This window comes from Furfurilactobacillus entadae (assembly GCF_045862745.1).
GTDB lineage: Bacteria > Bacillota > Bacilli > Lactobacillales > Lactobacillaceae > Furfurilactobacillus > Furfurilactobacillus entadae.
The window spans coordinates 106,352-130,155 of sequence record NZ_BQXN01000004.1; the positions used below are offsets into that span (position 1 = coordinate 106,352).

General features: G+C 49.0%; 20 protein-coding genes and 1 rRNA gene (1 of these 21 cut by a window edge). 19 read left to right on the top strand and 2 right to left on the bottom strand.

From position 1 onward, the window contains the following. Positions 1 to 13 precede the first annotated feature (13 nt). The 6 genes from ACKTR5_RS03195 to ACKTR5_RS03220 all read left to right on the top strand — a co-directional run bounded on the left by ACKTR5_RS03195 (position 14) and on the right by ACKTR5_RS03220 (position 5,826). On the top strand, positions 14 to 1,399 hold the full coding sequence (locus tag ACKTR5_RS03195; protein ID WP_407879124.1) for a UDP-N-acetylmuramoyl-tripeptide--D-alanyl-D-alanine ligase: 1,386 nt from the start codon (positions 14 to 16) through the stop codon (positions 1,397 to 1,399). A 271-nt stretch (positions 1,400 to 1,670) separates the two neighbouring features. Further along, entirely contained in the window at positions 1,671 to 3,248 is a 1,578-nt protein-coding gene (locus ACKTR5_RS03200; protein WP_407879125.1) for a DEAD/DEAH box helicase, read from the top strand. Positions 3,249 to 3,503: 255 nt separating this feature from the next. Further along, positions 3,504 to 3,866 carry a holo-ACP synthase gene (gene acpS, locus ACKTR5_RS03205; protein ID WP_407879127.1) on the top strand — a complete coding sequence of 121 codons (363 nt, stop codon included), beginning with the start codon at positions 3,504 to 3,506 and terminating at the stop codon, positions 3,864 to 3,866. A 16-nt stretch (positions 3,867 to 3,882) separates the two neighbouring features. Next, on the top strand, positions 3,883 to 5,010 hold the full coding sequence (alr, locus tag ACKTR5_RS03210) for an alanine racemase (protein WP_407879128.1): 1,128 nt from the start codon (positions 3,883 to 3,885) through the stop codon (positions 5,008 to 5,010). 119 nt (positions 5,011 to 5,129) lie between these two features. Continuing rightward, on the top strand, positions 5,130 to 5,384 hold the full coding sequence (locus ACKTR5_RS03215; protein WP_407879130.1) for a hypothetical protein: 255 nt from the start codon (positions 5,130 to 5,132) through the stop codon (positions 5,382 to 5,384). Positions 5,385 to 5,454: 70 nt separating this feature from the next. Continuing rightward, on the top strand, positions 5,455 to 5,826 hold the full coding sequence (locus tag ACKTR5_RS03220; RefSeq protein ID WP_407879132.1) for a type II toxin-antitoxin system PemK/MazF family toxin: 372 nt from the start codon (positions 5,455 to 5,457) through the stop codon (positions 5,824 to 5,826). Between the two features lie 77 nt (positions 5,827 to 5,903). Here the strand turns inward: ACKTR5_RS03220 and cbpA are convergent, their stop codons facing one another. Both cbpA and ACKTR5_RS03230 read right to left on the bottom strand, forming a co-directional pair. Further along, positions 5,904 to 6,542 carry a cyclic di-AMP binding protein CbpA gene (cbpA, locus tag ACKTR5_RS03225; RefSeq protein WP_407879134.1) on the bottom strand — a complete coding sequence of 213 codons (639 nt, stop codon included), beginning with the start codon at positions 6,540 to 6,542 and terminating at the stop codon, positions 5,904 to 5,906. A 209-nt stretch (positions 6,543 to 6,751) separates the two neighbouring features. Continuing rightward, a complete protein-coding gene (locus tag ACKTR5_RS03230; RefSeq protein ID WP_407879135.1) occupies positions 6,752 to 7,714 on the bottom strand; it encodes an L-lactate dehydrogenase in 963 nt (320 codons plus the stop codon). A 273-nt stretch (positions 7,715 to 7,987) separates the two neighbouring features. Between ACKTR5_RS03230 and pth the strand changes: the two genes are divergently transcribed. The 13 genes from pth to ACKTR5_RS03295 form a co-directional block, all read left to right on the top strand. Then, positions 7,988 to 8,545 (top strand): aminoacyl-tRNA hydrolase, encoded by a 558-nt coding sequence (gene pth, locus ACKTR5_RS03235; RefSeq protein WP_407879137.1) that lies wholly within the window; start codon positions 7,988 to 7,990, stop codon positions 8,543 to 8,545. 73 nt (positions 8,546 to 8,618) lie between these two features. After that, positions 8,619 to 12,158 carry a transcription-repair coupling factor gene (gene mfd / locus ACKTR5_RS03240; RefSeq protein WP_407879139.1) on the top strand — a complete coding sequence of 1,180 codons (3,540 nt, stop codon included), beginning with the start codon at positions 8,619 to 8,621 and terminating at the stop codon, positions 12,156 to 12,158. 2 nt (positions 12,159 to 12,160) lie between these two features. Next, positions 12,161 to 13,774, top strand: coding sequence for a putative polysaccharide biosynthesis protein (locus ACKTR5_RS03245; RefSeq protein ID WP_407879141.1), 1,614 nt, complete (start codon positions 12,161 to 12,163; stop codon positions 13,772 to 13,774). Between the two features lie 20 nt (positions 13,775 to 13,794). Beyond that, complete coding sequence (locus ACKTR5_RS03250) at positions 13,795 to 14,079, top strand: RNA-binding S4 domain-containing protein (protein ID WP_407879143.1); 285 nt, start codon at positions 13,795 to 13,797, stop codon at positions 14,077 to 14,079. Positions 14,080 to 14,249: 170 nt separating this feature from the next. Then, positions 14,250 to 14,633: an FtsB family cell division protein gene (locus tag ACKTR5_RS03255; RefSeq protein ID WP_407879145.1), complete on the top strand. Its 384-nt coding sequence runs from the start codon at positions 14,250 to 14,252 to the stop codon at positions 14,631 to 14,633. 107 nt (positions 14,634 to 14,740) lie between these two features. Next, positions 14,741 to 15,214, top strand: coding sequence for a S1 domain-containing RNA-binding protein (locus ACKTR5_RS03260; protein WP_407879147.1), 474 nt, complete (start codon positions 14,741 to 14,743; stop codon positions 15,212 to 15,214). A gap of 88 nt (positions 15,215 to 15,302) precedes the next feature. Continuing rightward, a complete protein-coding gene (tilS, locus tag ACKTR5_RS03265) occupies positions 15,303 to 16,679 on the top strand; it encodes a tRNA lysidine(34) synthetase TilS (protein ID WP_407879149.1) in 1,377 nt (458 codons plus the stop codon). Continuing rightward, positions 16,672 to 17,217: a hypoxanthine phosphoribosyltransferase gene (gene hpt, locus ACKTR5_RS03270; protein WP_407879150.1), complete on the top strand. Its 546-nt coding sequence runs from the start codon at positions 16,672 to 16,674 to the stop codon at positions 17,215 to 17,217. Before tilS ends, hpt begins: the two co-directional genes overlap by 8 nt. Before the next feature lie 216 nt (positions 17,218 to 17,433). Beyond that, entirely contained in the window at positions 17,434 to 19,548 is a 2,115-nt protein-coding gene (gene ftsH / locus ACKTR5_RS03275) for an ATP-dependent zinc metalloprotease FtsH (protein ID WP_407879152.1), read from the top strand. A 137-nt stretch (positions 19,549 to 19,685) separates the two neighbouring features. Beyond that, positions 19,686 to 20,570, top strand: coding sequence for an Hsp33 family molecular chaperone HslO (hslO, locus tag ACKTR5_RS03280; RefSeq protein ID WP_407879153.1), 885 nt, complete (start codon positions 19,686 to 19,688; stop codon positions 20,568 to 20,570). 36 nt (positions 20,571 to 20,606) lie between these two features. After that, on the top strand, positions 20,607 to 21,617 hold the full coding sequence (gene dusB, locus ACKTR5_RS03285; RefSeq protein WP_407879154.1) for a tRNA dihydrouridine synthase DusB: 1,011 nt from the start codon (positions 20,607 to 20,609) through the stop codon (positions 21,615 to 21,617). An 82-nt stretch (positions 21,618 to 21,699) separates the two neighbouring features. After that, on the top strand, positions 21,700 to 23,184 hold the full coding sequence (gene lysS / locus ACKTR5_RS03290) for a lysine--tRNA ligase (RefSeq protein ID WP_407879160.1): 1,485 nt from the start codon (positions 21,700 to 21,702) through the stop codon (positions 23,182 to 23,184). Between the two features lie 591 nt (positions 23,185 to 23,775). After that, positions 23,776 to 23,804: ribosomal RNA gene (locus tag ACKTR5_RS03295) — 16S ribosomal RNA — on the top strand (its annotated part continues 212 nt past the right edge of the window); the annotation flags it as partial.

Sequence of the window (23,804 nt, forward strand, 5' to 3'; positions counted from 1 at the left end):
GTGAGGATAACAAATGAAAATGCAATTGGCAGAAATCGCGAAGGCGGTAGATGCACAAAATGAACTTGGCGATTGGGCGGATGTAACGGTAACTTCCGTCAATTTTGATAGTCGTCAATTAACGCCTGGTGGTTTATTTGTGCCACTCGTTGCGGACCATGATGGTCATGACTATATTGAGAGCGCAAAAGATCACGGCGCAGTTGCTAGCCTGTGGGCAAGCGACCACGAAGCGTCAATGCCAACCGCTTTTCCGGTACTGGTTGTTGACGATCCGTTGGCGGCCATGCAGGCGCTGGCTCAGCACTGGTTAAAAAAGATCAATCCGCAAGTGGTTGCGATCACTGGAAGTAACGGGAAGACCACGACAAAAGACATGACCGCCAGCATTTTAGGAACGGAGTTTAACGTTGTCAAGACCTATGCTAACTACAATAACGAGGTTGGTGTGCCATTCACGGTTTTGTCGATGGATGCTAACACTGAAGTGCTGGTCGTTGAAATGGGCATGGATCGGTTCGGTCAGTTGGACGAATTAAGCCGGTTAGTTCAACCAGATGTGGCGGTCATCACAATGATTGGTGAAGCGCACATCGAGTTTTTCGGAACCCGGGATAAAATTGCGGATGCAAAGCTAGAAATCACCCATGGATTGAAGGAAGACGGCCGGTTTGTTTTTGATGGGGATGAACCCTTACTTCAAGAACGGGCTGAAACGGTTGCAAATGATGGCCTAACGTTTGGTCAGCGAAGTGCGAATACGCTATACCCAACGGCAATCAAACAAGATAACGCCACTCATGAAACAACATTTACGGTGAACGCTTGGCCGGATGAAACGTTTAGTATGCCGTTACTGGGCGAGTATAACGTGAACAACGCGCTGGCAGCCTTGACGGTTGGAAACCTGTTTCATATTCGACCTGCTAACCTCGTCAAGGGGTTGGCAAACGTTGAACTAACGGCTAACCGCACCCAGTGGTTAACGGGAGCGGTTGGAGAAGCCATCCTGAGTGACATTTATAATGCCAACCCAACGGCAATGAAAGACGTTTTGGTGATGTTTGCAAAGACACCAGCGATCGGCCGCCACATTGCGGTACTGGGTGACATGCTGGAGCTTGGCGTGAATGCGGATGCACTTCATGCTTCTGTTTCAGAAGCACTAGACCCTGAGACGGTTGAGGAATTGTACCTGGTTGGGCCGCACATGAAGGCATTAGCTGAAGCAGTGGCTGATCGTTACGATGCCACAGCCGTCCACTATTACACTGATGATGCGAAGGACCAGCTGATTGCTGATTTGTTGGCGGACGTCACCAGTACGGATGAAGTGTTATTAAAGGCGAGTCATGGTGAACATCTCGACGTCGTCTTGGAAGCTTTGCAAAAAAAGTAACCGATTTCGTAAATAATTGAAAATAAAGTCCGGCACCATTAGCTCACCGACAGGGAGCTGATGGTGCCGTTTTGATTCATGGTTGCCAGTCAAACTTAGTTGCCAAACAACGCGTGACGCGTTAAACTGGTACAGTTGCGTTTTTAGACGCATCCACGATAATAACTCACTAAACAATGAAGAAAGACAAATCGAAACGGCCGTCCTCACGCGTTCGCAGACGGATTTTTGTGAGTGTTGATGAAACCTTTCGATTGTAGGAGGAACTAATTTGAAGTTTGCAGAACTAGGTCTGAAAAAGGACCTGTTGAAAGCCATTGACGAAAGTGGTTTTGAAGAAGCAACGCCCATTCAAGAACAGACGATTCCGCTGGTAATGGACGGTAAGGATGTTATCGGTCAGGCCCAAACCGGGACTGGTAAGACAGCAGCCTTTGGTTTACCGATCTTGGATAAGATCGACGTGAACAACCCGAACGTTCAAGCACTGATCGTTTCACCAACCCGTGAACTTGCCATCCAAACGCAAGAAGAATTATACCGGTTAGGTAAATACGAACGGGCTCGTGTTCAGGTTGTTTATGGTGGGGCCGACATTCGTCGCCAAATCAACAGCTTGAAGAACCATCCACAAATCGTGGTTGGGACACCAGGGCGGTTGCTTGACCACATCAACCGGAAGACAGTTCGGTTGGACCACGTGGAAACACTGGTTTTGGATGAAGCTGACGAAATGCTCGACATGGGCTTCCTTGATGACATCGAAAGCATCATCAAGCAAGTTCCTGAAACGCGGCAAACGCTGTTATTCTCTGCAACAATGCCTGATAAGATCAAACGGATTGGTGTTCAATTTATGCACCAACCCGAAGAAGTTCGGATCAAGGCCAAGGAATTGACAACAGACCTTGTTGATCAGTTCTACGTTAAGTCAAAGGAATTTGAAAAGTTTGATTTGATGACACGTTTGTTTGACGTTCAAGCGCCTGATCTGACCATTGTGTTTGGTCGGACAAAGCGGCGGGTCGACGAACTGTCGAAGGGACTAGAAGCCCGTGGCTACAACGCTGCTGGGATTCATGGTGACCTGACACAACAACGGCGGTCACAAATTCTGAAGCAGTTCCGGGATGGTAAATTAGACATCTTGGTTGCAACGGATGTGGCAGCCCGTGGTTTAGACATTTCTGGTGTCACCCACGTGTACAACTACGACATTCCTCAGGATCCTGAAAGCTATGTTCACCGGATCGGCCGGACCGGCCGTGCCGGACATCATGGCACAAGTTTGACGTTCGTAACGCCAAACGAAATGGACTACCTGCGTGAAATTGAAAAGTTGACCAAGGTGCGGATGTTACCATTGAAGCCACCTTCGGCTGCTGAAGCCTTTGCCGGTCAATTGGCTGCTGCAGAAACGAAGGTTGCTGAACTGGTTGACCAGACAGACACCACGAAGTTCGAAAAAGAAGCCAGTGAATTGTTAGATCACTACGATGCGCAAGAACTTGTTGCTGCATTATTAAGTAACCTGACGCCTGGTGACGAACATGCTGTGCCTGTTCACATTACACCAGAACGCCCATTACCTCGTCGTCATGGCGGTGGTAACGGCGGTCATGGTCGCTCAGGTCATGGTGGTGGTTACCGTGGTAACAACCGTAATGGTCGGAGTAACGGTGGCAGTCGCGGCGGTTACCGTGGCGGAAGTAGCCGTGGTGACAGCAGTCGGGGACATGGGGATCACAAACCAAGTTCACGCGGCGGCAACGGCAGTCGGAGTAACGGCAGCCGCAACGGTGGTAATGGCGGTAGCAGCAAGCGAAGCTACTCAATCAACCATAAGTAAACAAATTAACGCACGTTTAAACGCGTTTAACTGATAAGAACCCGTGATTGATGGACACTAACTGTCTGTGGATCACGGGTTTTTTATTGTTTCTGATGTAAAATGGCGCGTTGAGGTTGATCCATGACCGGTGGGTTTACAGGTTAACTGCGGTTGGTTTCGCACGAGCAACCGGGAAATTATGCTATAATTTCGGTTAGACAATCAAGGCGGCAGGCGGGATTAACGCCTTGTGACGCGAAGCAGGAGGTAGCCATGATTAGTGGTGTAGGAATTGATTTGACAGAAATCAGCCGGGTGGCGGCGCTTGCAAAGCAGCATGACTCGTTTATTAAAAAAGTGCTAACGCCAGCTGAACGTGAGGTGTTGGCAACGTTTAGTGGGACTCGGTTTGATGAGTTCTTGGCTGGTCGGTTTTCCGTTAAGGAAGCGTACAGTAAGGCCTTTGGCACGGGAATTGGGAAAAACGTTGGGTTTCAAGACATTGAGGTTTTAGATAACGCGGTTGGTCAACCACACGTGGTACGCCATCCGTTTGCTGGGCAAGCGCACGTGTCCATTTCGCACACGGGCAGTTTGGTCATGACAGAAGTTATTTTAGAAACAACTGCGGAATGAGTAGAGGGGAAAGTACATGGCAGAATTAGCACAAATCATTGGAACCCACCGGCCGACGGTGGCTCACATTGACCGGACGGCCATCACGGCTAATATTGGTGAAGAACTTAAACGAACAAAGCCAGGCACGGAGATGTTTGCTGTGATTAAGGCAAATGGGTATGGTCACGGACTGTTAGAAATGGCGAAGACCTGTTTAGCAGCTGGTGCAACGGGCTTGTGTGTGGCCATTTTAGATGAAGCACTGGCATTGCGTGAAGCTGGCTTTACGGTGCCGGTGTTGGTTCTCGGGATTACTGAAACAAAGTGGGCACGCTTGGCCGCAGACCACGATGTGTCACTAACCGTGGGCAGTACAGCGTGGTTGACGGCGGCACTGCCTGAATTAACGGCCACCAAGGCGTTAAAAGTTCACCTTGGTTTAGACACTGGGATGGGGCGGATCGGATTCCAGTACCCGAACGAACTAGCGACGGCAGTGGCATACCTGAATGAGCACCAAGCAACGTTTATTTTTGAGGGGATCTTTACCCACTTTGCGACGGCTGACGAAATCGACCCAACCTACTTTAACCAGCAGTGTGAACGGTGGCAGGCCTTTATGGATGTGCTACCAGAACGGCCCCGCTACGTGCACGTTTCTAACACAGCTACGTCATTATGGCATGATGCCTGTAACGGAAATATGATCCGGTTTGGGGTGGGCATCTACGGGTTGAATCCTTCAGGGGGGACGATCGAGTCACCGTACCCGCTGCGGCCAGCCATGCGGTTAACAACCCAGTTAGCATTCGTTAAGTACCTCAAGGCCGGACGGTCCGTTAGTTATGGCGCGACCTACATGGCCAGTCAGGACGAATGGGTCGGGACCCTGCCCGTTGGCTATGCGGATGGGTATCCACGCCGGATGCAAGGGTTTCATGTGCTGATTGATGGTCGTGAATGTGAAATTATTGGGCGGGTGTGCATGGATCAGATGATGGTCCGGTTACCGCATGAATTTCCCGTTGATACGCTTGTGACCCTGATTGGTGAAGACGGTGAGCGCACGATTACCATGCAGGACGTGGCGGCTTACGCAGAAACGATTCATTATGAAATTGCGACAAATTTGGGGATGCGGGTGCCCCGTGTGTATGACTGACCGCTTGGAAGGCGACTTTGTTACAAAATGATGGGGAGCCAGATTTTCGCAGAAAAACATGCTAAACTATTAAAGAAAATGAGTGACAACTAATTTGTGATGATGCGAGGGCGGTTGGAATGACAAATGACGCGCAGCAGGTTCCAGTAACACTGAGTGATGAGACAATGACGGAACTGACAGCATATTGTGAATTCTTTGGACTGGAACGAAATCAGTTGATTGAAAAAGTTCTGACGCATTTTTTTGTGGATCAAAAAGCCACGGATTTCTCGCTGTTGATGAAGGGGTACACGGACATGAGTCAGCTTAACGAAGAAATTGCTGATGAGTTCTGTGCAACGGAAGCAGAAGCCGCAACGCTTGACCGTTAGTTAATAACGGCTATCATGGAACTAGGAGCCTTGTGCTCCGAATACATACGTTAAAGAGAAGGTGTCCCACTTGGCAACACCAGTTGATATCAAACGGGGCGACATATTTTATGCGGATTTATCACCAGTGGTTGGATCCGAACAGGGCGGCATGCGGCCCGTTTTGATCATTCAAAATAACATTGGTAATCACTATAGTCCGACGGTAATTGTGGCCGCCATTACAGCACGAATTAGCAAACCAAAGATGCCGACGCACATCGGGATTCCCGCGGCTGCAACGGGAATCGGTAAGGATTCTGTGATTTTGTTGGAACAGGTTCGAACCATTGATAAACAGCGGCTGCGTGACCGTGTGACCCATTTAGATGATGCCATTATGCACCGGGTGGACCGGGCGTTAGGAATCAGTGTTGGGTTAGTCGCGCGTAACGATAACTAAGCATCTAAAAAAAGCAGTCTTGATCGACAGGAAATGTCAATCAAGACTGCTTTTTGCGTTGCGTTCGTTAATGGTCACTATTCAATGCGGAGATCTTCAACTTCAGAAACGCGGAAGTGATGGCGGTTCAGGGCTTTAATGATCTTTTCGCACCGTTCTTTATCAACATCAGCAGGGAGGGTAAAGAGGGTCCGGTGGACGAGTTCACCAGCCTGAACGTCAAGTGTCATACAGGAAGCAATTGATGTGTACTTCGTGATGATCTTAGCGATGTTGGCTAAATCGCCACGCTCACCCTGCGAAACAACGGTTAGAACATAGCTCCCCACGTTGAAGTTCCAACTTTGTGATAGCATGTCGAGCAAGCGGGTGTGGGTAAGGATCCCGTAGAAGTAGTTGTTCTCATCCAGAACGGCGATGTAGGGGAGGTCCTTGATGGAGAAGAAGATTTTAAAGAAGGCGTCGTTAATGGAAATAAACTTGGTCGCGTTCTTTAAAAGGCTTGTGACGGGTAAGTCCATGTCGCCACCACGAGACTTATGACGGTAAATGTGCATCTTGTAGATGTTTCCCCGGAAAATCTTGCCGGTTTCATCCAGAACGGGCACACAACGGAAGCCGGATTCTTCAAGCACGGTGAGTGCTTCGGCTAATGTTGCGTCTTCCCGGACCGTTGTAATGCTGTCGTAGGGCTTCACAAGAGTTTTTAAAAGCATAGCAATACCTCCGAATATTAAAAAATGGTAAGAATATTTATCATTATCATACCACAGTTGTCGTTACGGTGGGGGATAAAATTCCGTGAACGCGGTCGTCATGGGAACAAGCGGCGTTTAACCGCGCATAATCCTAGATGTTCGGACATTAAAAAACGGCGTTACACCCAATTAATTGAGTGTAACGCCGTTTTGATTAAACAAAATGATTAAAGGCCAGTTTCCTTAAAGCCGTTTTCACGAACTTCTTTTAAGGTTGCGGCTGACTTTTGCATCTTAGCCATTTCATCAGCTGATAATGGCACTTCGATGACGTGGTCAATCCCCTTGCCGTTAACAACGGCTGGTGTGCCGATGAACGTATCTGTCAAGCCGTATTCACCATCAAGTGGTGCACCGATTGGCAGAACAGAGTTTTGGTCACGCAGAACAGCGGCAGAAATCCGCATCAAGGCAGTGGCAACGCCGTAGAACGTTGCGCCCTTGCGGTTGATGATTTCGTAAGCTTTGTTCCGTGTTTGGTCTTCGATGGTTGCTAAGTCGTCACGAGTAACGCCGGCTTCTTCAGCAATCTTCAACAATGGCTTGCCACCGATAGTAGCTTCGTCGTAGTTGGCGAATTCTGAGTCCCCGTGTTCACCCATGATGAAGGCGTTCACGTCGCGGGCATCAACGTTAAACTTCTTACCCAAAGCAACACGTAACCGTGAAGTATCAAGTGAAGTTCCTGAACCGATGACACGGCTCTTGTCGAAGCCAGAGAACTTCCACGTTGCGTAAGTCAAGATGTCCACTGGGTTAGCAGCAACGATAAAGATGCCGTTGAAACCAGAGTCAACGATTGGCTTAACAATGGTTGATAAGATCTTCAAGTTCTTGTTAACTAAGTCAAGACGGGTTTCACCAGGCTTTTGTGGTGCACCGGCAGTGATGACAACTAAGTCGGCATCGCTAGCGTCTGAGTATTCACCAGAGTAGATCTTCTTTGGTGATAACCATGCGAGGGTGTCCTCTAAGTCCAAGGCGTCCCCTTCAGTCCGGTCTTTTAAGACGTCGACGATAACGAATTCTTCAGCCAATCCTTGTTGTGCCATTGCAAAGGCATAACTTGAACCAACCGCACCGTCACCGACAAGTACAACTTTTTGATGATTTGCAGCCAAAATAATCATCCTTTCAAATAAAAGATTTGTTAGTTTTTCGAACCGTGCTCATTATAGCATAGGAACCAATGATAAATATAGCGTTAACGGCTGAATGTTAAGCCGTCCAAAAGTGTTCCATACCGGGCGTTGTGCTATAATGGACGCTATCAATAGGACATAACAGTTGCGTGGTGTTGACAAATTTCCACCACGTCAATGCGTACTCGCTGGGCGATCCGTTAATTCGGACTGTCCAGCACTTTTGCATTGGTTAAAAACGACAAAGTGAGGATGCTTGGCATGAAGATGATTGTTGGTTTGGGAAACATTGGTCCAGAGTATGACCGGACACGTCACAACGTAGGGTTTATGGTTGTGGATCAAATTGCAGAAGAATATGGTGTTCGGTTTAAACGTGCCAAGCAAGAAGCACTGGTTGGCTCCGCCCTCATCAATGGCGAAAAGGTTTTGTTGGTTAAACCCACGACGTACATGAACGATTCTGGGCGGGCTGTTCGGCCACTGATGGATTATTATAACGTGGCCTTGGAAGATGTCGTCATCATTCATGACGATATGGACCTCCCCGTGGGAAAGATTCGGCTCCGTCAAAAGGGGTCAGCTGGTGGACATAATGGGATCAAGAGCATTATTGCTTACGTGGGCACACCTGCATTCAAACGGGTTCGGGTCGGCATTGATCACCCTAGCAAAATGAGCGTTGTCGACTATGTCCTCGGCCATTTTGCGGCCACCCAAAAAGAGGGGATTCGTGCTGGAATGGATGACGCTCAGGGCGCCATCGAACGGTGGCTTGACGGGACAAAGTTTGATGAAGTGATGAACGAATTTAACTAGCTGCTTGGCACTATCCGTGTCAGACGGCGGGAGGTCGGCAGTGATGCCGGCCGTTTTCAACGAAAGGGTTTTTATGGAATTACAGGATTTTATTCGGCAAACACCAGAGTATCAACAGATTATTGCCGGAACAAATTTAAGTCGTCAGTTAATTGCCGGGATTGCTGGCTCCGCACGAACGTTATTAGTCAGTACGATGTTTGCGGAACTACAGCAATCGTTACTGATTGTGACGGACACCGCGTTTCACGCCGGCCAGGTTGTTGATGACTTAGAAAACTTACTCCCGGATGAGCAAGTCTTTAATTTCCCAGCAGAAGAAATGCTTGCGACGGAAATTGCAACGAGTTCCCCAGAATCCCGGGCTGATCGGGTGGCTGCACTCCATGCCTTGCAAGGGGACCAGCCCGTTATTGTGGTTAGTGACCTGGCTGGGTTACGGCGTTACTTACCGCAACCAGCAGTCTTTAAGGCGGCCACGGTGACCATTGCAAGTGGGCAGGATTACGACATGAAGGCGCTCCAAAACAAGCTGCATGAAATGGGGTATGCCCACGAACAACTTGTGGCGCGGCCTGGTGACTATGCTGTGCGGGGGTCCATTATGGACGTTTACCCGCTGAATGCTGATTATCCCGTCCGGATCGACTTTTTTGATACAGAAGTTGATTCCATCCGGACGTTTGATCCAGAAAACCAACGGAGCCTGGAAACGATTGAATCCGTGAGCGTGTTGCCTGCAACAGAATTTGTGGTGTCCGATGACGAACTGGCTGCCGGAAAAGCGCGGTTAGGCGCACTGGTCAAGGCGCAGGCAGAAACACTGACGGGGGACGATCGGGCCAGTTTTATGGCACACTTTGACGCACTGACAGCGGCGGATGCCACCCCCAGTGCAACACCAGAACTAAGTTTGTATGCCAGCCACTTTTATCAAGAAGCGGCTGGTTTGATTGATTACCTTGATTCTGATGGGCTGGTGTTGATCGATGATTACACCAGGTTGTTAGAGACTGATCGGCGAATCAACGAAGATGAAGCTGGGTGGGTGACTGATCGGTTGCGAACCAACGAAATGCTGGCTGAGCAAACGTTTGGCCATGATTTTCGTGATGTGGTGCGGGCCATCAAGCAACCACAACTGTTCTTTTCACTGTTCCAAAAGGGCATGGGAAACGTTCGGTTTAATCAGCTGACAAACGTTGCTGTCCGAGACATGCAGAAGTTCTTTGGCCAACTGCCCGTATTGAAAACGGAGGTTGATCGGTGGCAAAAGCAGGATCAAACCGTTGTGATTATGGTCAACAACGAAGAACGGATCAGTAAGGTTAATGATACCCTGCATGATTTTGAAATTCAGGCTGGTTTGGATAAGGTCACGAATTTAACGGCTGGCACGGTGCAGGTCGTTCCGGCCACGTTGCAAAACGGGTTTGAACTGCCGAGCGGAAAACTGGTGGTCATCACTGAAGCAGAAATGTTTGCGAAGGTGACCAAAAAGCGCGCCCGGCGGCAAACACTGGCTAATGCTGAACGGCTGCGGAGTTATACGGAGTTGAAACCCGGCGACTTTGTGGTCCACGTCAATCATGGGATCGGTCGGTTTGAAGGCATGCAGACCATGGAAGTGGATGGCGTGCACCAGGACTACATCACGATTGATTACCAAAACAACGCGAAGATCTTTATTCCGGTGACTCAGCTGAACTTGATTCAAAAGTATGTGTCCTCGGAGGATAAAAAGCCGAAGGTCAACAAACTTGGCGGGACCGAATGGGCGAAGACCAAACGTAACGTTGAAAAACGAATTGAAGACATCGCTGACGAACTGGTAGAACTGTACGCTGCCCGTGAATCCCAGACGGGTCACGCGTTCCCGAAGGATGATAGCTATCAAGCTGAGTTTGAGGGGGCCTTTCCATACGTCGAAACACCGGATCAGTTACGCAGTGTGGACGAAATTAAGCATGACATGGAAAAGGCGAAGCCAATGGACCGGCTGTTAGTGGGTGACGTTGGGTTTGGGAAAACGGAAGTGGCGTTACGCGCAGCATTTAAGGCCATTGAAGACCAAAAGCAGGTGGCCTTTCTAGTGCCAACCACGATTTTGGCCCAGCAACATTACGACACGATGACGGCCCGGTTTGAGGGCTTTCCGGTTAAGATCGGGATTTTATCCCGGTTTGATACACCGGCACAAGTGAAGGAAACGGTCGCGGGGTTAAAGTCCGGTGAAATTGACATTGTGGTTGGGACACACCGCCTGCTATCGAAAGACGTTGAGTTTAAAGACCTTGGCTTACTGATGGTCGATGAGGAACAACGGTTTGGGGTCAAACATAAGGAACGAATCAAGCAGATGCGTGAATCCGTTGACGTGTTGACACTAACGGCGACACCGATTCCACGGACGTTGAACATGTCCATGATCGGTGTCCGGGACCTGTCGGTGATCGAAACGCCACCAGCAAACCGGTATCCAATCCAAACGTACGTTATGGAAGCAAGTCCGGTAGCCTTACAAGACGGCATCGCACGGGAAATGGCGCGCGGTGGTCAGGTCTTTTATCTGCACAACCGGGTGGATGACATTGAACACGTGGTCGATCAGATTCGTGAACTGGTTCCAGATGCGCGTGTCGGATACATTCACGGTAAGATGGGAGAAAGTCAGTTAGAGACTATTCTCTACGATTTCATTCGTGGTGAATACGACGTGCTGGTAACGACGACCATTATTGAAACCGGGGTCGACATTCCCAATGTCAACACCCTGTTTGTGGAAAATGCGGATCACATGGGTCTTTCCCAGTTGTACCAACTCCGGGGCCGAATTGGCCGAAGCAACCGGGTGGCATACGCGTACTTTACGTACCAGCCAAACAAGGTGCTGACCGAAGAAAGTGAGAAACGGTTGGAGGCCATTCGTGACTTTACAGAGTTAGGATCTGGCTTCAAGATCGCCATGCGGGACCTGTCCATTCGTGGTGCCGGGAACCTGCTCGGGCAACAACAGCACGGTTTCATTGATTCTGTGGGGTACGATCTATACACCCAGATGCTGTCCCAAGCGGTGGCTAAGAAGCGGGGACAAACGGTTCAAGTGCGGTCTGATGCTGAAATGGAACTGGGCGTTGAAGCATACTTGCCAGAGACCTACATTCAGGATCAACGGCAAAAAATCGAAATTTACAAACGGCTTCGGGAGCTGGAAAATGAAGATCAGTACGTTGAGGTCGACGAGGATCTCTTAGATCGGTTCGGTGACTACCCACGTGAAGTGGCTAATTTATTGGCAGTGGGGCACTTGAAGATGAGTGCGGATGCCGCCTTGGTCAGCAAGATCCGGCGTGAGGATGACATTATCAGCGTCACCTTGTCAACGCAGGGGACAGCGCAATTTTCCGGTGAAGAAATCTTTAAGGCGTTATCAAAAACAAAGTTACGGGCGACAGTGGGAACGAACGCTGGTAAAATGGTGGTCAAATTGGTGATTCAGCCAAAAATGACCGAGACCGATTGGTTAACAGATCTGTCCGCTTTTGTGGCGGCGTTAGCTGATCAGGTTGTGGATGCATCAATGGCCACAACAGAAACGGGTCGAAAGGAGTAACCATGAACACAAAGCCCCAGCGCCCAAAAGGAAGTCAACGACGGGGGCTCATTAACGGCGCGTTAATGATGTCTGTGGCGGCACTTGTGGCTAAGGTGCTGAGTGCTGTTTACCGAATCCCACTACAAAACTTGGTCGGAAACACCGGATTTTATGTTTATCAGCAGGTTTACCCGCTGTATGGAATTGCGATGACGTTTGCGCTCAGTGGGTTGCCTGTCTTTATTTCAAAGCTCATTGCGGAAATTGACGATCGGGCAAAACAACAAACGGTGGCCAAACGAATTTTTGTGATCCTTGCTGTCGTCAGCGTGCTGTTGTTCGTTGGTTTGTTTGGCGGGGCTCAGTTGATTGCCCGGGCAATGGGTGATAGCGGCCTTACCCCGTTAATTCAAGTTGTGGCAGGCATGGACCTGTTCATGCCGTTTCTGGCGGTCGGTCGGGGGTTCGCCCAGGGGCAATTCGATATGCGACCAACCGCAATTTCTCAGGTGTTAGAGCAGGTCGTCCGGGTCGCCATCATTGTGGCGGTGGCGTGGTGGGCTGCTCATCACGCATGGCCCGTTTACAAAATGGGTGCATGGGCAATGAGTGGGGCTTTGTTCGGTGCTGTGGTTGCCGTTGCTGTTTTTGCGGTGTTCTACCAAGAACTCTTTTCAGCACCGACCGTTGCCGTTTCTCAGGCCTACGATTGGCCGATTTTAGTTAAACGACTGTGGCGCGAGGGGGGCACGATTTGTCTGTTTGCCGCCGTGGTCATTTTGTTACAGTTGGTGGACTCATTCACCGTCAAACGGGGCCTTGTGACCATGGGGCTCTCGCAAGATGATGCGAAGTCACTAAAGGGGGTCTACGACCGGGCCCAACCCTTAATTCAGTTGGGGTTGGTCGTGGCCACCAGTTTTTCGGCAACGTTATTGCCGACACTCAGCGCTGCCATTGCCAACCGGCGGGCCCACACCGTGCAAGCCACGTTGACGATGCTGATTCACGTCAGCTTTGCATTATCAGTGGCTGCGACGGCAGGACTTGTGGTGTTGATGCCCAGTATCAACCACGTTTTATTTGGAAGTTCAACGGGGAGTTTAGCGTTGGCAATCTACTGTTTGAGCATCGTGTTTGCAAGTTTGATCAGCACCTACAACAGCATTTTGCAGAGTATGAACCAGTACCGCTTATCGTTAGTTGCGTTGGTCAGCGGGGTGGCGGTAAAGGGGCTATTAAACTACGGTGCGGTCGTTCGCTGGGGCATCAACGGGGCCAGTTTCATAACGGTGGTCAGCCTTGCCGTCATGTTAGGTGTATTGTGGCTAGGAAGTCCGGAAGCGATGCGAGAAGCCCTGACGCGGGGAATGTTTATCCGTAAACTTGGGTTTGTGACGACGTTAATGGCCATTGGCGCCGTGGCCGCCAGCACACAGATCCAGTTGTGGTTGGGACTGGGCCGTGGTGCAGCAGTCGTGGTGACAACTGGCGGTGTCTGTGTCGGCGTAGCCGTGTTCATTGGCGCCGCATTGTGGACCCGGTTGTTTACGCCGCGTGAGTGGCTGACGCTTCCAGGTGGTAAGACGTTACTAAAAGTGGTGGCCAAGATGAAGTGGCCATCAGTTCATTAAGTGAAAATGAGGATAATAAAATGCGATTAGATAAATTTTTAAAAATTTCACGGATTATTAAACGCCGGCCAGTTGCCAAAGAAATTGCTGACCAGGGCCGAATCACCATTAACGGGACAAAGGGAAAATCATCCAGCAACGTGAACGTTAACGATGAACTTGTTATTTCATTTGGGAACAAAACGTTGACGGTTCAGGTCTTGCAGCTGTTAGAGACGACCAAAAAAGAGGATGCCGAAAAGATGTATAAAATCGTTTCGGAAGACTACGCTAAGGATTATCGGAATCAAGATCTAAATAATTAGTGATTGAAATGCGAAAATACGTTCGCATTAAAAGAGTGTTAATCCTTACAGCTGTAACGTATTTGACATTTACATCTAAAATTGACGTTGTTATACTTTAGGTGAAATCATTAAATGGATAACGTTGATTATCAAAAGTTGCGGACCCGTCTAGTTGAGGTGTAAATAGCATGCAAGATGAGCATTCGATTCATCAACTGAATAATGATTATGTGAAGCGGCTTCGGGCAAGTGAAGTTGCGCATAACCAAACGCAGGCACAGTTATCACGACGGCGCCGCGGGCGGATGTGGCGGATTTTGCTGGCATTTGCTGTGGCCATGGTGTTATGTTTTTGGGCGTACGGTCGGAATGTGGCCAGCTTAAAGAAGCTGAACCACGAAAACGCACAAGCAACCACCCAGTTGCAGACGGCGAAGCAGAAAAATTCGAAGCTGAACCAACAGGTGGGTCAGTTGAATAATGATGATTATTTAGAAAAATTAATTCGCGATAAATATCTGTACACGAAAGACGGGGAAACCGTTTATAATTTACCGACAGATGCGAAGTAAAGAATTAAGCAATTAACAGCCGTGGGCGGTGCCCGCGGCTGTTTTATGGTACAATCATGATGTTTTAAAGCGTTAACAACGCAATCTTCAGGAGGATAAATCTTTTTATGGCAGTGGCAATCGGTAGCAAAGTTTCGGGTAAGGTGACAGGCATTACTGGGTTTGGTGCGTTCATTGATCTAGGCGAGCACCAGAGTGGTTTAGTTCACATTAGCCAGGTCTCCAATGAATACGTTAAGGACATTCACGATGTACTCACCGTGGGCGATGAAGTTACGGTTAAAGTGCTATCGATTGAAAATGGCAAAATTGCTTTATCCATCAAGCAAGCCGCTGACAATGCGACGGCACCAAGTGCACGTGAACACCATGGGCATAGCAATGACCATCATGAAGTGAACCGTGAACCGCGGGCTGAACACAGAAGCAGCAACCGTGGCGCAGGTCGGAAACCCCATGCTGTTGATAACAGTTTTGATGGGATGATGGCAAGTTTCTTAAAGGATAGTGAACAACGGTTAGCGACCATTAAGCATAATACTGAAGGAAAACGTGGCGGTCGTGGTGGCCGGCGAAGTTAAATTGAACTAAAAGCGCCTGTCACTTCTATCTAATTAAGGAGCGGCAGGCGTTTTATAATCCAAAGAAAGGTGGAACCTGGTAACGAACATGAACGAAGTTAGACAGCAACTCCGGGCAGCTAACCAAATGCACGGATTATGGCAGGCAAGTGACACGGTTGTCGTGGCGGTCTCGACGGGCGTGGACTCGATGGTGTTACTGGATGTGCTCCGCCACCTTCCAAAAAGTGAGCGCCCGACGCTTGTGGTTGCACATGTTAACCATCAATTGCGGGCTCAAAGCGACGTTGAAGAGGCTAGTTTGCGGGCACAGCTGGCGTCAACGGATGTGCCGTTAGTGGTGACCAGCTGGCCCAAAGAAGACCACCCACAAATGGGTGTCGAAGCAGCGGCACGGGCGTTTCGCTATGATTTTTTTGAGCGGGTGATGAGAAAGTATGGGGCAACGGTGTTGATGACCGCACACCAGCAGGATGAACAGGCCGAAACAATCATGATGCGGGTGATCGAAGGCCGAAGTTTTACCGAACCACTTGGAATCGCGTGGCAGCGCCCGTTTGGCCCCGGACGATTAGTGCGGCCATTGTTAGGAATCAGCAAAGCCGCCATTCGCGCGTATGCGGATGATCACCAGGTGATGAGCTTTGAGGATGAAACGAACATGTCGCTGACGGTTCTACGTAACCGAACGAGACACCAGGTGCTGCCACAGCTCCGGGCAGAAAATCCGCGGTTTGATGACGACCTTGTGGCGAACGCAGCAGACTTAGCAGAAATGATGGCGGTTATGGGAAAACAGGCCCATGAAGTCGTCAGTCATGCTAACGGGAGCTTACAAGCGTTGATGAGTGACGCACTCCCGACCAGTTTATTACTGAAAACAGCGTTTAGTGAATGTGCACCAGAGGTCTCTGTTAGTGCAAGTGTGTGGCGGCGACTTGCAGTTAACTTGCCGACGATGCGCCCCCAAGCAACCATTGATTTAGGTCGCGGGTGGCAATTGCAGCGTCATTACGATCAAATTATGTTTGTTAAACGGGAATCTGGTCCTCAAAAAATCCGTGCTCAAACGCTACCAGACCAACAAACTATGGTACCATTGAACAAATGGCAGTCAGTGACAGAAGTGGGTGCTATCGGTGCGTGGTCAGCTGAGCAAACCGTCACAATGTGGCCGGCGTTTCGAAGCGTTCATGTCCGAGTTTCACCAACTGACTGGCCGTTAATTATTCGGCCAGCACGAGGGGATGATCGGCTTGCCTTGGCAAACGGCGGTCACCAAAGTGTTCGGCGGATTATGATCAACCAAAAGGTCGCGACGGCAGAGCGCTCACAGCAATTGCTGGTGACGACAGTAACCGGAACACCGTTATGGTTGGTTGGACGTAAAGTGGCGGCAACCGCCGTGTCCGGTCAGGTCATTGAACTATGTTTAAAACCAATGCAAGGAGTAGAGTATGGATAACGATATTGAAAAAACGTTGTACAGTGCGGAAGAAATCAAAGAAGCAGCCCACCGGTTGGGAATGCAACTAACCGAGGACTATCGGGATAAAAAGCCGATCATGGTGTCCGTGTTAAAGGGTGCCATTTTATGGACGGTGGATGTCATGCGTGAAATGGACATCATGGCAGAGATGGACTTTGTTGATGTTTCAAGTTATCACGGTGGGGTTGCTTCTGCCGGTGAAATTGAGCTGATCCATGATCTAAGCGTTGATGTGACAGATCGAAATATCATCATCATGGAAGACATTATCGACACGGGCCGGACCCTACAATACTTGATCGACCTGTTAAAGAAGCGACACGCAAAGGACATCAAAGTCTGCACGCTGCTTGATAAACCAGAAGGCCGGGTTGTCCCTGCTAAGGCGGATTACGTTGGTTTCCAACTCCCAAAGGAATTTGTGGTGGGCTATGGGCTTGATTACAAGGAGTTTTATCGAAACCTTCCGTATGTTGGGGTGTTAAAACCGTCCGTTTACGAAGAGGACAAGTAGGCAGTCACGGCCTGAGCAATCAGAAAATTGGTGCGTTACTGTAACGGGTTTCACGCCCGTTTTACTGGGCGATTGAAAAAATCCGTTGTGGGCGTCATTTTTGTTTGGTCAAGATAGGTCAATTGTGCTATTATATGATTCATTAGCAGGGGGTAACCCCGCTTTATCCCGTTTTAATGGGATGAAGAAATGAAATACACTGTCAGGAGGCACTGTATGAACACACGCCGTAACGGGCCGGTTCGTAACAGTTTGTTCTGGATCGTGATCTTTTTGTCATTTATGGGAATCTTGTATTTCTTCTTTGGCAATAACACGGGCTCACAGACCCAAAACATTCGCTCGAGCGAATTTGTCCAGGAATTAAATCAAAACAAGGTCAAGAGCTTCCAGGTTCAGCCATCCGGTGGGGTCTATAAGATCACCGGGGACTACCGGACTGCTCAAAAGGCCTCCAGTACAGGAAATTCTTCACTAGGACTAGGCGGAAGCCAATCCACAAAGGTGAAGAGTTTTACCACTTCTGTTCTGGAAAATGATGCCAGCGTGAAGCAAATCACTGACGCAGCTAGCAAGCACAGCGTCAAGATGGACACAAAGGCAGAAGAATCAAGTGGCTTCTGGATCAACTTAATTAGTTTGATCCTGCCAGTTGTTCTAATCATCTTCTTCTTCTACATGATGATGGGCCAAGCTGGTCAAGGTGGCGGCGGTCGTGGCGGTGTCACGAGCTTTGGGAAATCTAAAGCAAAGCCTGCAGATCCTAAGACCAACACCGTTCGTTTTAGCGACGTGGCCGGTGAAGAAGAAGAAAAGCAGGAACTGGTTGAAGTTGTTGAATTCTTAAAGGATCCGCAGAAGTTCACGACGCTGGGCGCACACATTCCAGCCGGTGTTCTGCTCGAGGGCCCGCCAGGTACTGGTAAGACATTACTTGCCAAGGCAGTTGCTGGTGAAGCTGGCGTACCATTCTTCTCCATGTCTGGGTCTGATTTCGTCGAAATGTTCGTCGGGGTTGGGGCTAGCCGGGTTCGTGACTTGTTCGATCAAGCCAAGAAGAGTGCACCATCAATTATCTTCATTGATGAAATTGATGCCGTTGGTCGTCAACGTGGCACTGGCATGGGTGGTGGTCACGATGAACGTGAACAAACACTGAACCAGTTGCTGGTTGAAATGGATGGATTTACTGGAAACGAAGGGGTCATCGTGATGGCCGCAACTAACCGGTCTGATGTCCTTGACCCAGCCCTGTTACGTCCAGGCCGGTTTGACCGGAAGATCCTTGTGGGTCGTCCTGACGTTAAGGGCCGTGAAGCAATTTTGAAGGTTCATGCAGAAGGCAAGCCATTGGCTGCCAGTGTTGACCTTAAGGAAATTGCCAAGCAAACACCTGGGTTTGTGGGTGCTGATTTAGCGAACCTGTTGAATGAAGCCGCATTATTAGCTGCTCGTCGTGGGAAGACGCAAATTGACGCTGCCGACTTAGATGAAGCGGAAGACCGGGTTATTGCCGGGCCTGCCAAGCATGATCGGGTTATTTCTGATCATGAACGGCAAACCGTGGCGTACCATGAAGCTGGGCATACCATCGTTGGGCTTGTGCTTAACGACGCCCGGGTGGTCCACAAAGTAACCATTGTGCCTCGTGGTCGTGCCGGCGGTTACGCCATCATGTTGCCACGTGAAGACCAGATGCTGATGAGTAAGAAGGATGCGAAGGAACAGATTGCCGGGTTAATGGGTGGTCGTGCTGCTGAACAGATCATCTTTGATTCAGAATCATCTGGTGCTTCAAATGACTTTGAACAGGCAACACAAATTGCCCGTTCAATGGTGACGCAGTACGGGATGAGTGACAAACTGGGCATGGTTTCACTGGAAAGTGATGGCCAACCATTCTTGGGTGCTCAGTATGGCCAACAACCACCATACTCACAAGAAACAGCTGCTTTGATTGATGAAGAAGTTCGTCGTTTAACTGCTGAAGGTTACACAGACGCACAAAACATTATTCAAAGTCACCGTGAACAACACAAGTTGATTGCGGAAGCCCTCTTGAAGTACGAAACGTTGGATGAAAAGCAGATCTTAAGTTTATTCAAGACTGGAAAGATGCCTGAAAGTGCAGCTCCTGAAGCTGACCCACAGGCAGCAACCTTTGAACAAGCGAAGAGTGCTTTGGAACAACGTGAAGCACAGCGGGCTGCTGAACATGAACCAGCAACATCTGCGGCAAGTCAGACAAGCGCTGACACAACGAGCCAAGCAACTAGCGCTGCTAGTTCGGCGAGTGAAGCAGCAGATTCAACTGATTCACATCAAGATTAGTCTTTACGAAACACACCGTTGGCGGTTACGTCGAAACGGTGTGTTTTTCTTTACATGATGACGCAAACGTTAGCTTTGGCTAACGTTTTTCCGGTAAATGCGGTATACTAGCTTTCAGAATTTTTGAGGAGTATGACATGGCGAATTATTTAGTGAAAAGTATTATTGATGACGGTAACTTTCGGGCATACGCAGTGGATACAACAAACGTTGTGGCGGAAGCGCAACGGCGCCACGACACGTGGAGTGCCTCATCTGCGGCCTTAGGACGGACCATGACTGGTGCCATCCTGTTGGCAACATCCCTGATGAAGGGTCAAGAAACCATGACGGTCAAGGTGCAGGGTGATGGCCCGGCCAAGGGGATCGTTGTGGACGCGGATGCACAAGGGCACGTAAAGGGCTACATTATGAACCCCCACGTGCATTTGCCACTGAACGAACAGGGGCACATTGATGTTAGTGGGGCCGTGGGTAAAAACGGGGCCCTGTCGGTGACTAAGAACCTTGGTTTAGACCAACCGTACACGGGTCAGGTTGGCCTTGTTAGTGGTGAGATCGGTGATGATTTCACGTACTACCTGGCACAATCCGAACAAATTCCGTCAGCCGTTGGGGTGTCTGTGTTTGTTGAAAACGACAACACCATTGGCGTTGCTGGTGGCTTTATGATCCAAGTCCTTCCTGGTGCTTCCGATGAAGCAATCACAAAATTGGAAGCAACGTTGAAAGAAATGCCGTTGGTTTCCCAACTGTTACGGGATGGTAAGACGCCAGAAGACATTTTGAACGACCTGTTTGGCGAGGACCGGGTGAAAATTTTGGAACGGGTTCCCGTTAGTTTTGAATGTAACTGTTCAAAGGAAAAGTTTGCCGGTGACTTGGTCAGTTTACCAACTGCCGACATTCAAGAAATGATCGATGAAGGTCATGGTGCGGAAGCGGTCTGCCGGTTCTGTGGAAACAAATATCAGTTTAGCGAAGCGGACTTAAAGCAACTGTTAGTTGATCGTGAAGCCTAACGTTTTGGTAAGAGACGCCCCATTGGAGGAGTAAACATGAAGTGGAACATTGGCGGAATTGAAATTCCCAATCAGATCGTTGTCGCACCGATGGCGGGAGTTACGAACTCCGCGTTTCGGGTGATATGTAAAGAGTTTGGTGCCGGCCTAGTCGTTTGTGAAATGATTTCTGACCGTGGCATCCTGTACAAAAACAAGAAGACGTTGTCCATGATGAAGGTGGAAGAAGTAGAACACCCGATGAGCATCCAGATTTTTGGGGGAACAAAGGAAACATTGGTTCAAGCAGCTCAGTATGTTGATCAACACACTGAAGCAGATATCATTGACATTAACATGGGTTGCCCCGTAAACAAGGTGGTTAAAACGGACGCTGGTGCACGGTGGCTGTTAGATCCTAACAAGGTCTATGAAATGGTTTCTTACGTCACAGACGCCGTTAAAAAGCCGGTGACGGTCAAGATGCGGACTGGTTGGGATCCTGACCATGTGTACGCGGTTGAAAACGCACTTGCCGCAGAACGTGGTGGTGCTGCCGCGCTAGCGATGCATGGCCGGACCCGGTTCCAATTTTACGAGGGTCACTCAGACTGGGACGTACTTCATCAGGTCGCTGAGCAAATCCACATTCCGTTTATGGGAAATGGGGACGTTCAGACACCACAAGACGCAAAGAAGATGATCGACGAAGTGGGCGCAGACGCTGCCATGGTTGGTCGCGCCGCTGAAGGAAATCCGTGGGTTCTGGGGCAGATGGCTCATTACCTCGAAACAGGGGACTTACTCCCCGAACCAACGGCAGCAGAAAAGGTGGCTACGGCCAAGGAACACTTACAGCGGTTGGTTGACTTGAAGGGTGAACACGTTGGCTCTCACGAATTCCGTGGGCAAGCGACTTACTACCTGAAGGGGATTTCACACTCTGCTCGGACAAAAGTTGCGTTGAACAATGCCGAGACCCAACAGGAGATGATCGACATCTTTGACGGGTTCTTGGACCAATTGGCAAAACGCGGTGAACGGGAAAGTTCAGAAGTTGTTCGTTAAACAGGCACTGTTTTAGTGTAAAATGGTGAATGTGAGAAATTGACAGAAGTGAGGGATTAAATTGGCAAAGCAAGAAGCAAGCATGAACGACCAGATGAAGGTTCGTCGTGATAAGTTGCAGGAACTGCGTGAAGACGGCGTTGAACCGTTTGGTCACCGGTTTGACCGGACCCATTTAGCAGATCAAATCCGTGAACAGTTTGGTGATGAAGACAAAGAGACCCTGGAAGAACAGGCGAACGTTGTGACCATTGCTGGGCGGATGATGTCAAAACGTGGTAAGGGTAAGGTTGGGTTTGCTGACCTGAAGGACCGGAGTGGTCGGATTCAAATCTATGTGCGAAAAGATGTCGTCGGCGAAGAAATGTATCACGTCTTCAAACGGTCTGACCTTGGGGACTTCATCGGGATTACCGGAGACGTCATTAAGACAGACATGGGTGAACTGACGGTTCGGGCCCAAAAGTTGACGTTTTTGAGTAAGGCATTACGGCCATTACCAGATAAGTACCATGGATTAACAAACCAGGAACAGATTTATCGGCAACGGTATCTGGACCTGATTGCTAATGATGACAGCTTTAAACGGTTCCAACAACGGACGAAGATCATTACGGCCGTTCGCCGCTACTTGGATGGCTTAGACTTCCAGGAAGTGGAAACGCCTGTATTGCATAACATCCCTGGTGGTGCTGCTGCCCGGCCATTCATTACGCACCATAATGCGCTGAACATTGAATTGTACCTGCGGATCGCGCTTGAGTTACACTTGAAGCGGCTGATCGTCGGTGGGATGGAACGCGTGTACGAAATCGGGCGTGTCTTCCGTAATGAAGGGTTGGATACAAAACATAACCCTGAATTTACCATGCTGGAGTCATATGTTGCCTACTGGGACTTTCATGATGTCATGGATGAAACTGAAGGAATCTTTAAGGCAGCCGCTAAGGCGGTTGCACCTGATGCCGTTGTAACGTACCAGGGGACCACACTAGATTTAGCTAAGCCATTCAAGCGGGTCCACATGGTGGATGCAATTAAGGCGGAGACTGGTGTTGACTTCTGGGAGCCGAAGACGCTTGAAGAAGCTCGGCAGTTGGCTACTGACAATGGTATTCACTACGAAGACTTCTGGTCAGTGGGGCACATCATTAACCAGTTCTTTGAAGATAAGGTCGAGGACACATTGGTGCAGCCAACGTTTATTTATGGGCACCCAGTGGAGATTTCACCACTTGCAAAGAAGAATGAAGATGACGCCCGGTTTACAGACCGGTTTGAACTGTACATCGTTGGAAATGAATTTGCCAACGCCTTCTCTGAATTAAACGATCCAATTGATCAACGGGAACGTTTTGAACAACAGGCCGCAGAACGTGCTGCCGGTGATGACGAAGCGCAGTTGATCGATGAAGACTTCGTTGAATCATTGGAGTACGGCATGCCACCAACTGGTGGTCTTGGCGTGGGGATCGATCGGTTAGTCATGCTACTGACCGATGCGGCATCAATTCGTGATGTCTTATTGTTCCCAACAATGCGTGCAGAAGACAATGTAACTGATTAGTTTTTGAAATGAAGAAAGAGCCACCCCCCGGTGTTTACGCCGGGGGGTGGCTCTTTCTTTGGTCGTTAGTGAAATTGATTTAAGAAAAGCGTTTATTAGCCCTTGCAAATACACCCTAACATGGTATGATGTAATTCCGGTTGTTTGATTGACCGGTTTGAAAACAGACGTCGTGATGGTTCTGAATGCTTATGCAACGGAGCAGACGACGAACAGTTGGCCGTCAAATGAGAAAATCGTTAAAATGATAATTCTTCCTTGACCGAAGCCGACTAACCTGTTATTCTTAATAACGTTGTCAAAACAGCTTATCACTTTTGAACAAGTTGTTTTCACAGCTATACCAATTCAATTTTCGCCGACAATTAATTGAAATTAGTTGTTGACATAGCAAGGAAAGATTGGTATTCTAATTAAGTCGTCTGATACAAACCAATTTGTTCTGACGGTGGTAGATCTTTGAAAACTGAACAACGTTTCGACGAATCAAATGTGTAGGGTCTTTGAACGAAAGTTCAAAACAATACACTTGTGAAGTCAATTCACTTTATAACCAAGTAACAAAAACAAGAGTTCGTTCAACTAACTCATTAATTTGAGAGTTTGATCCTGGCTCAGGA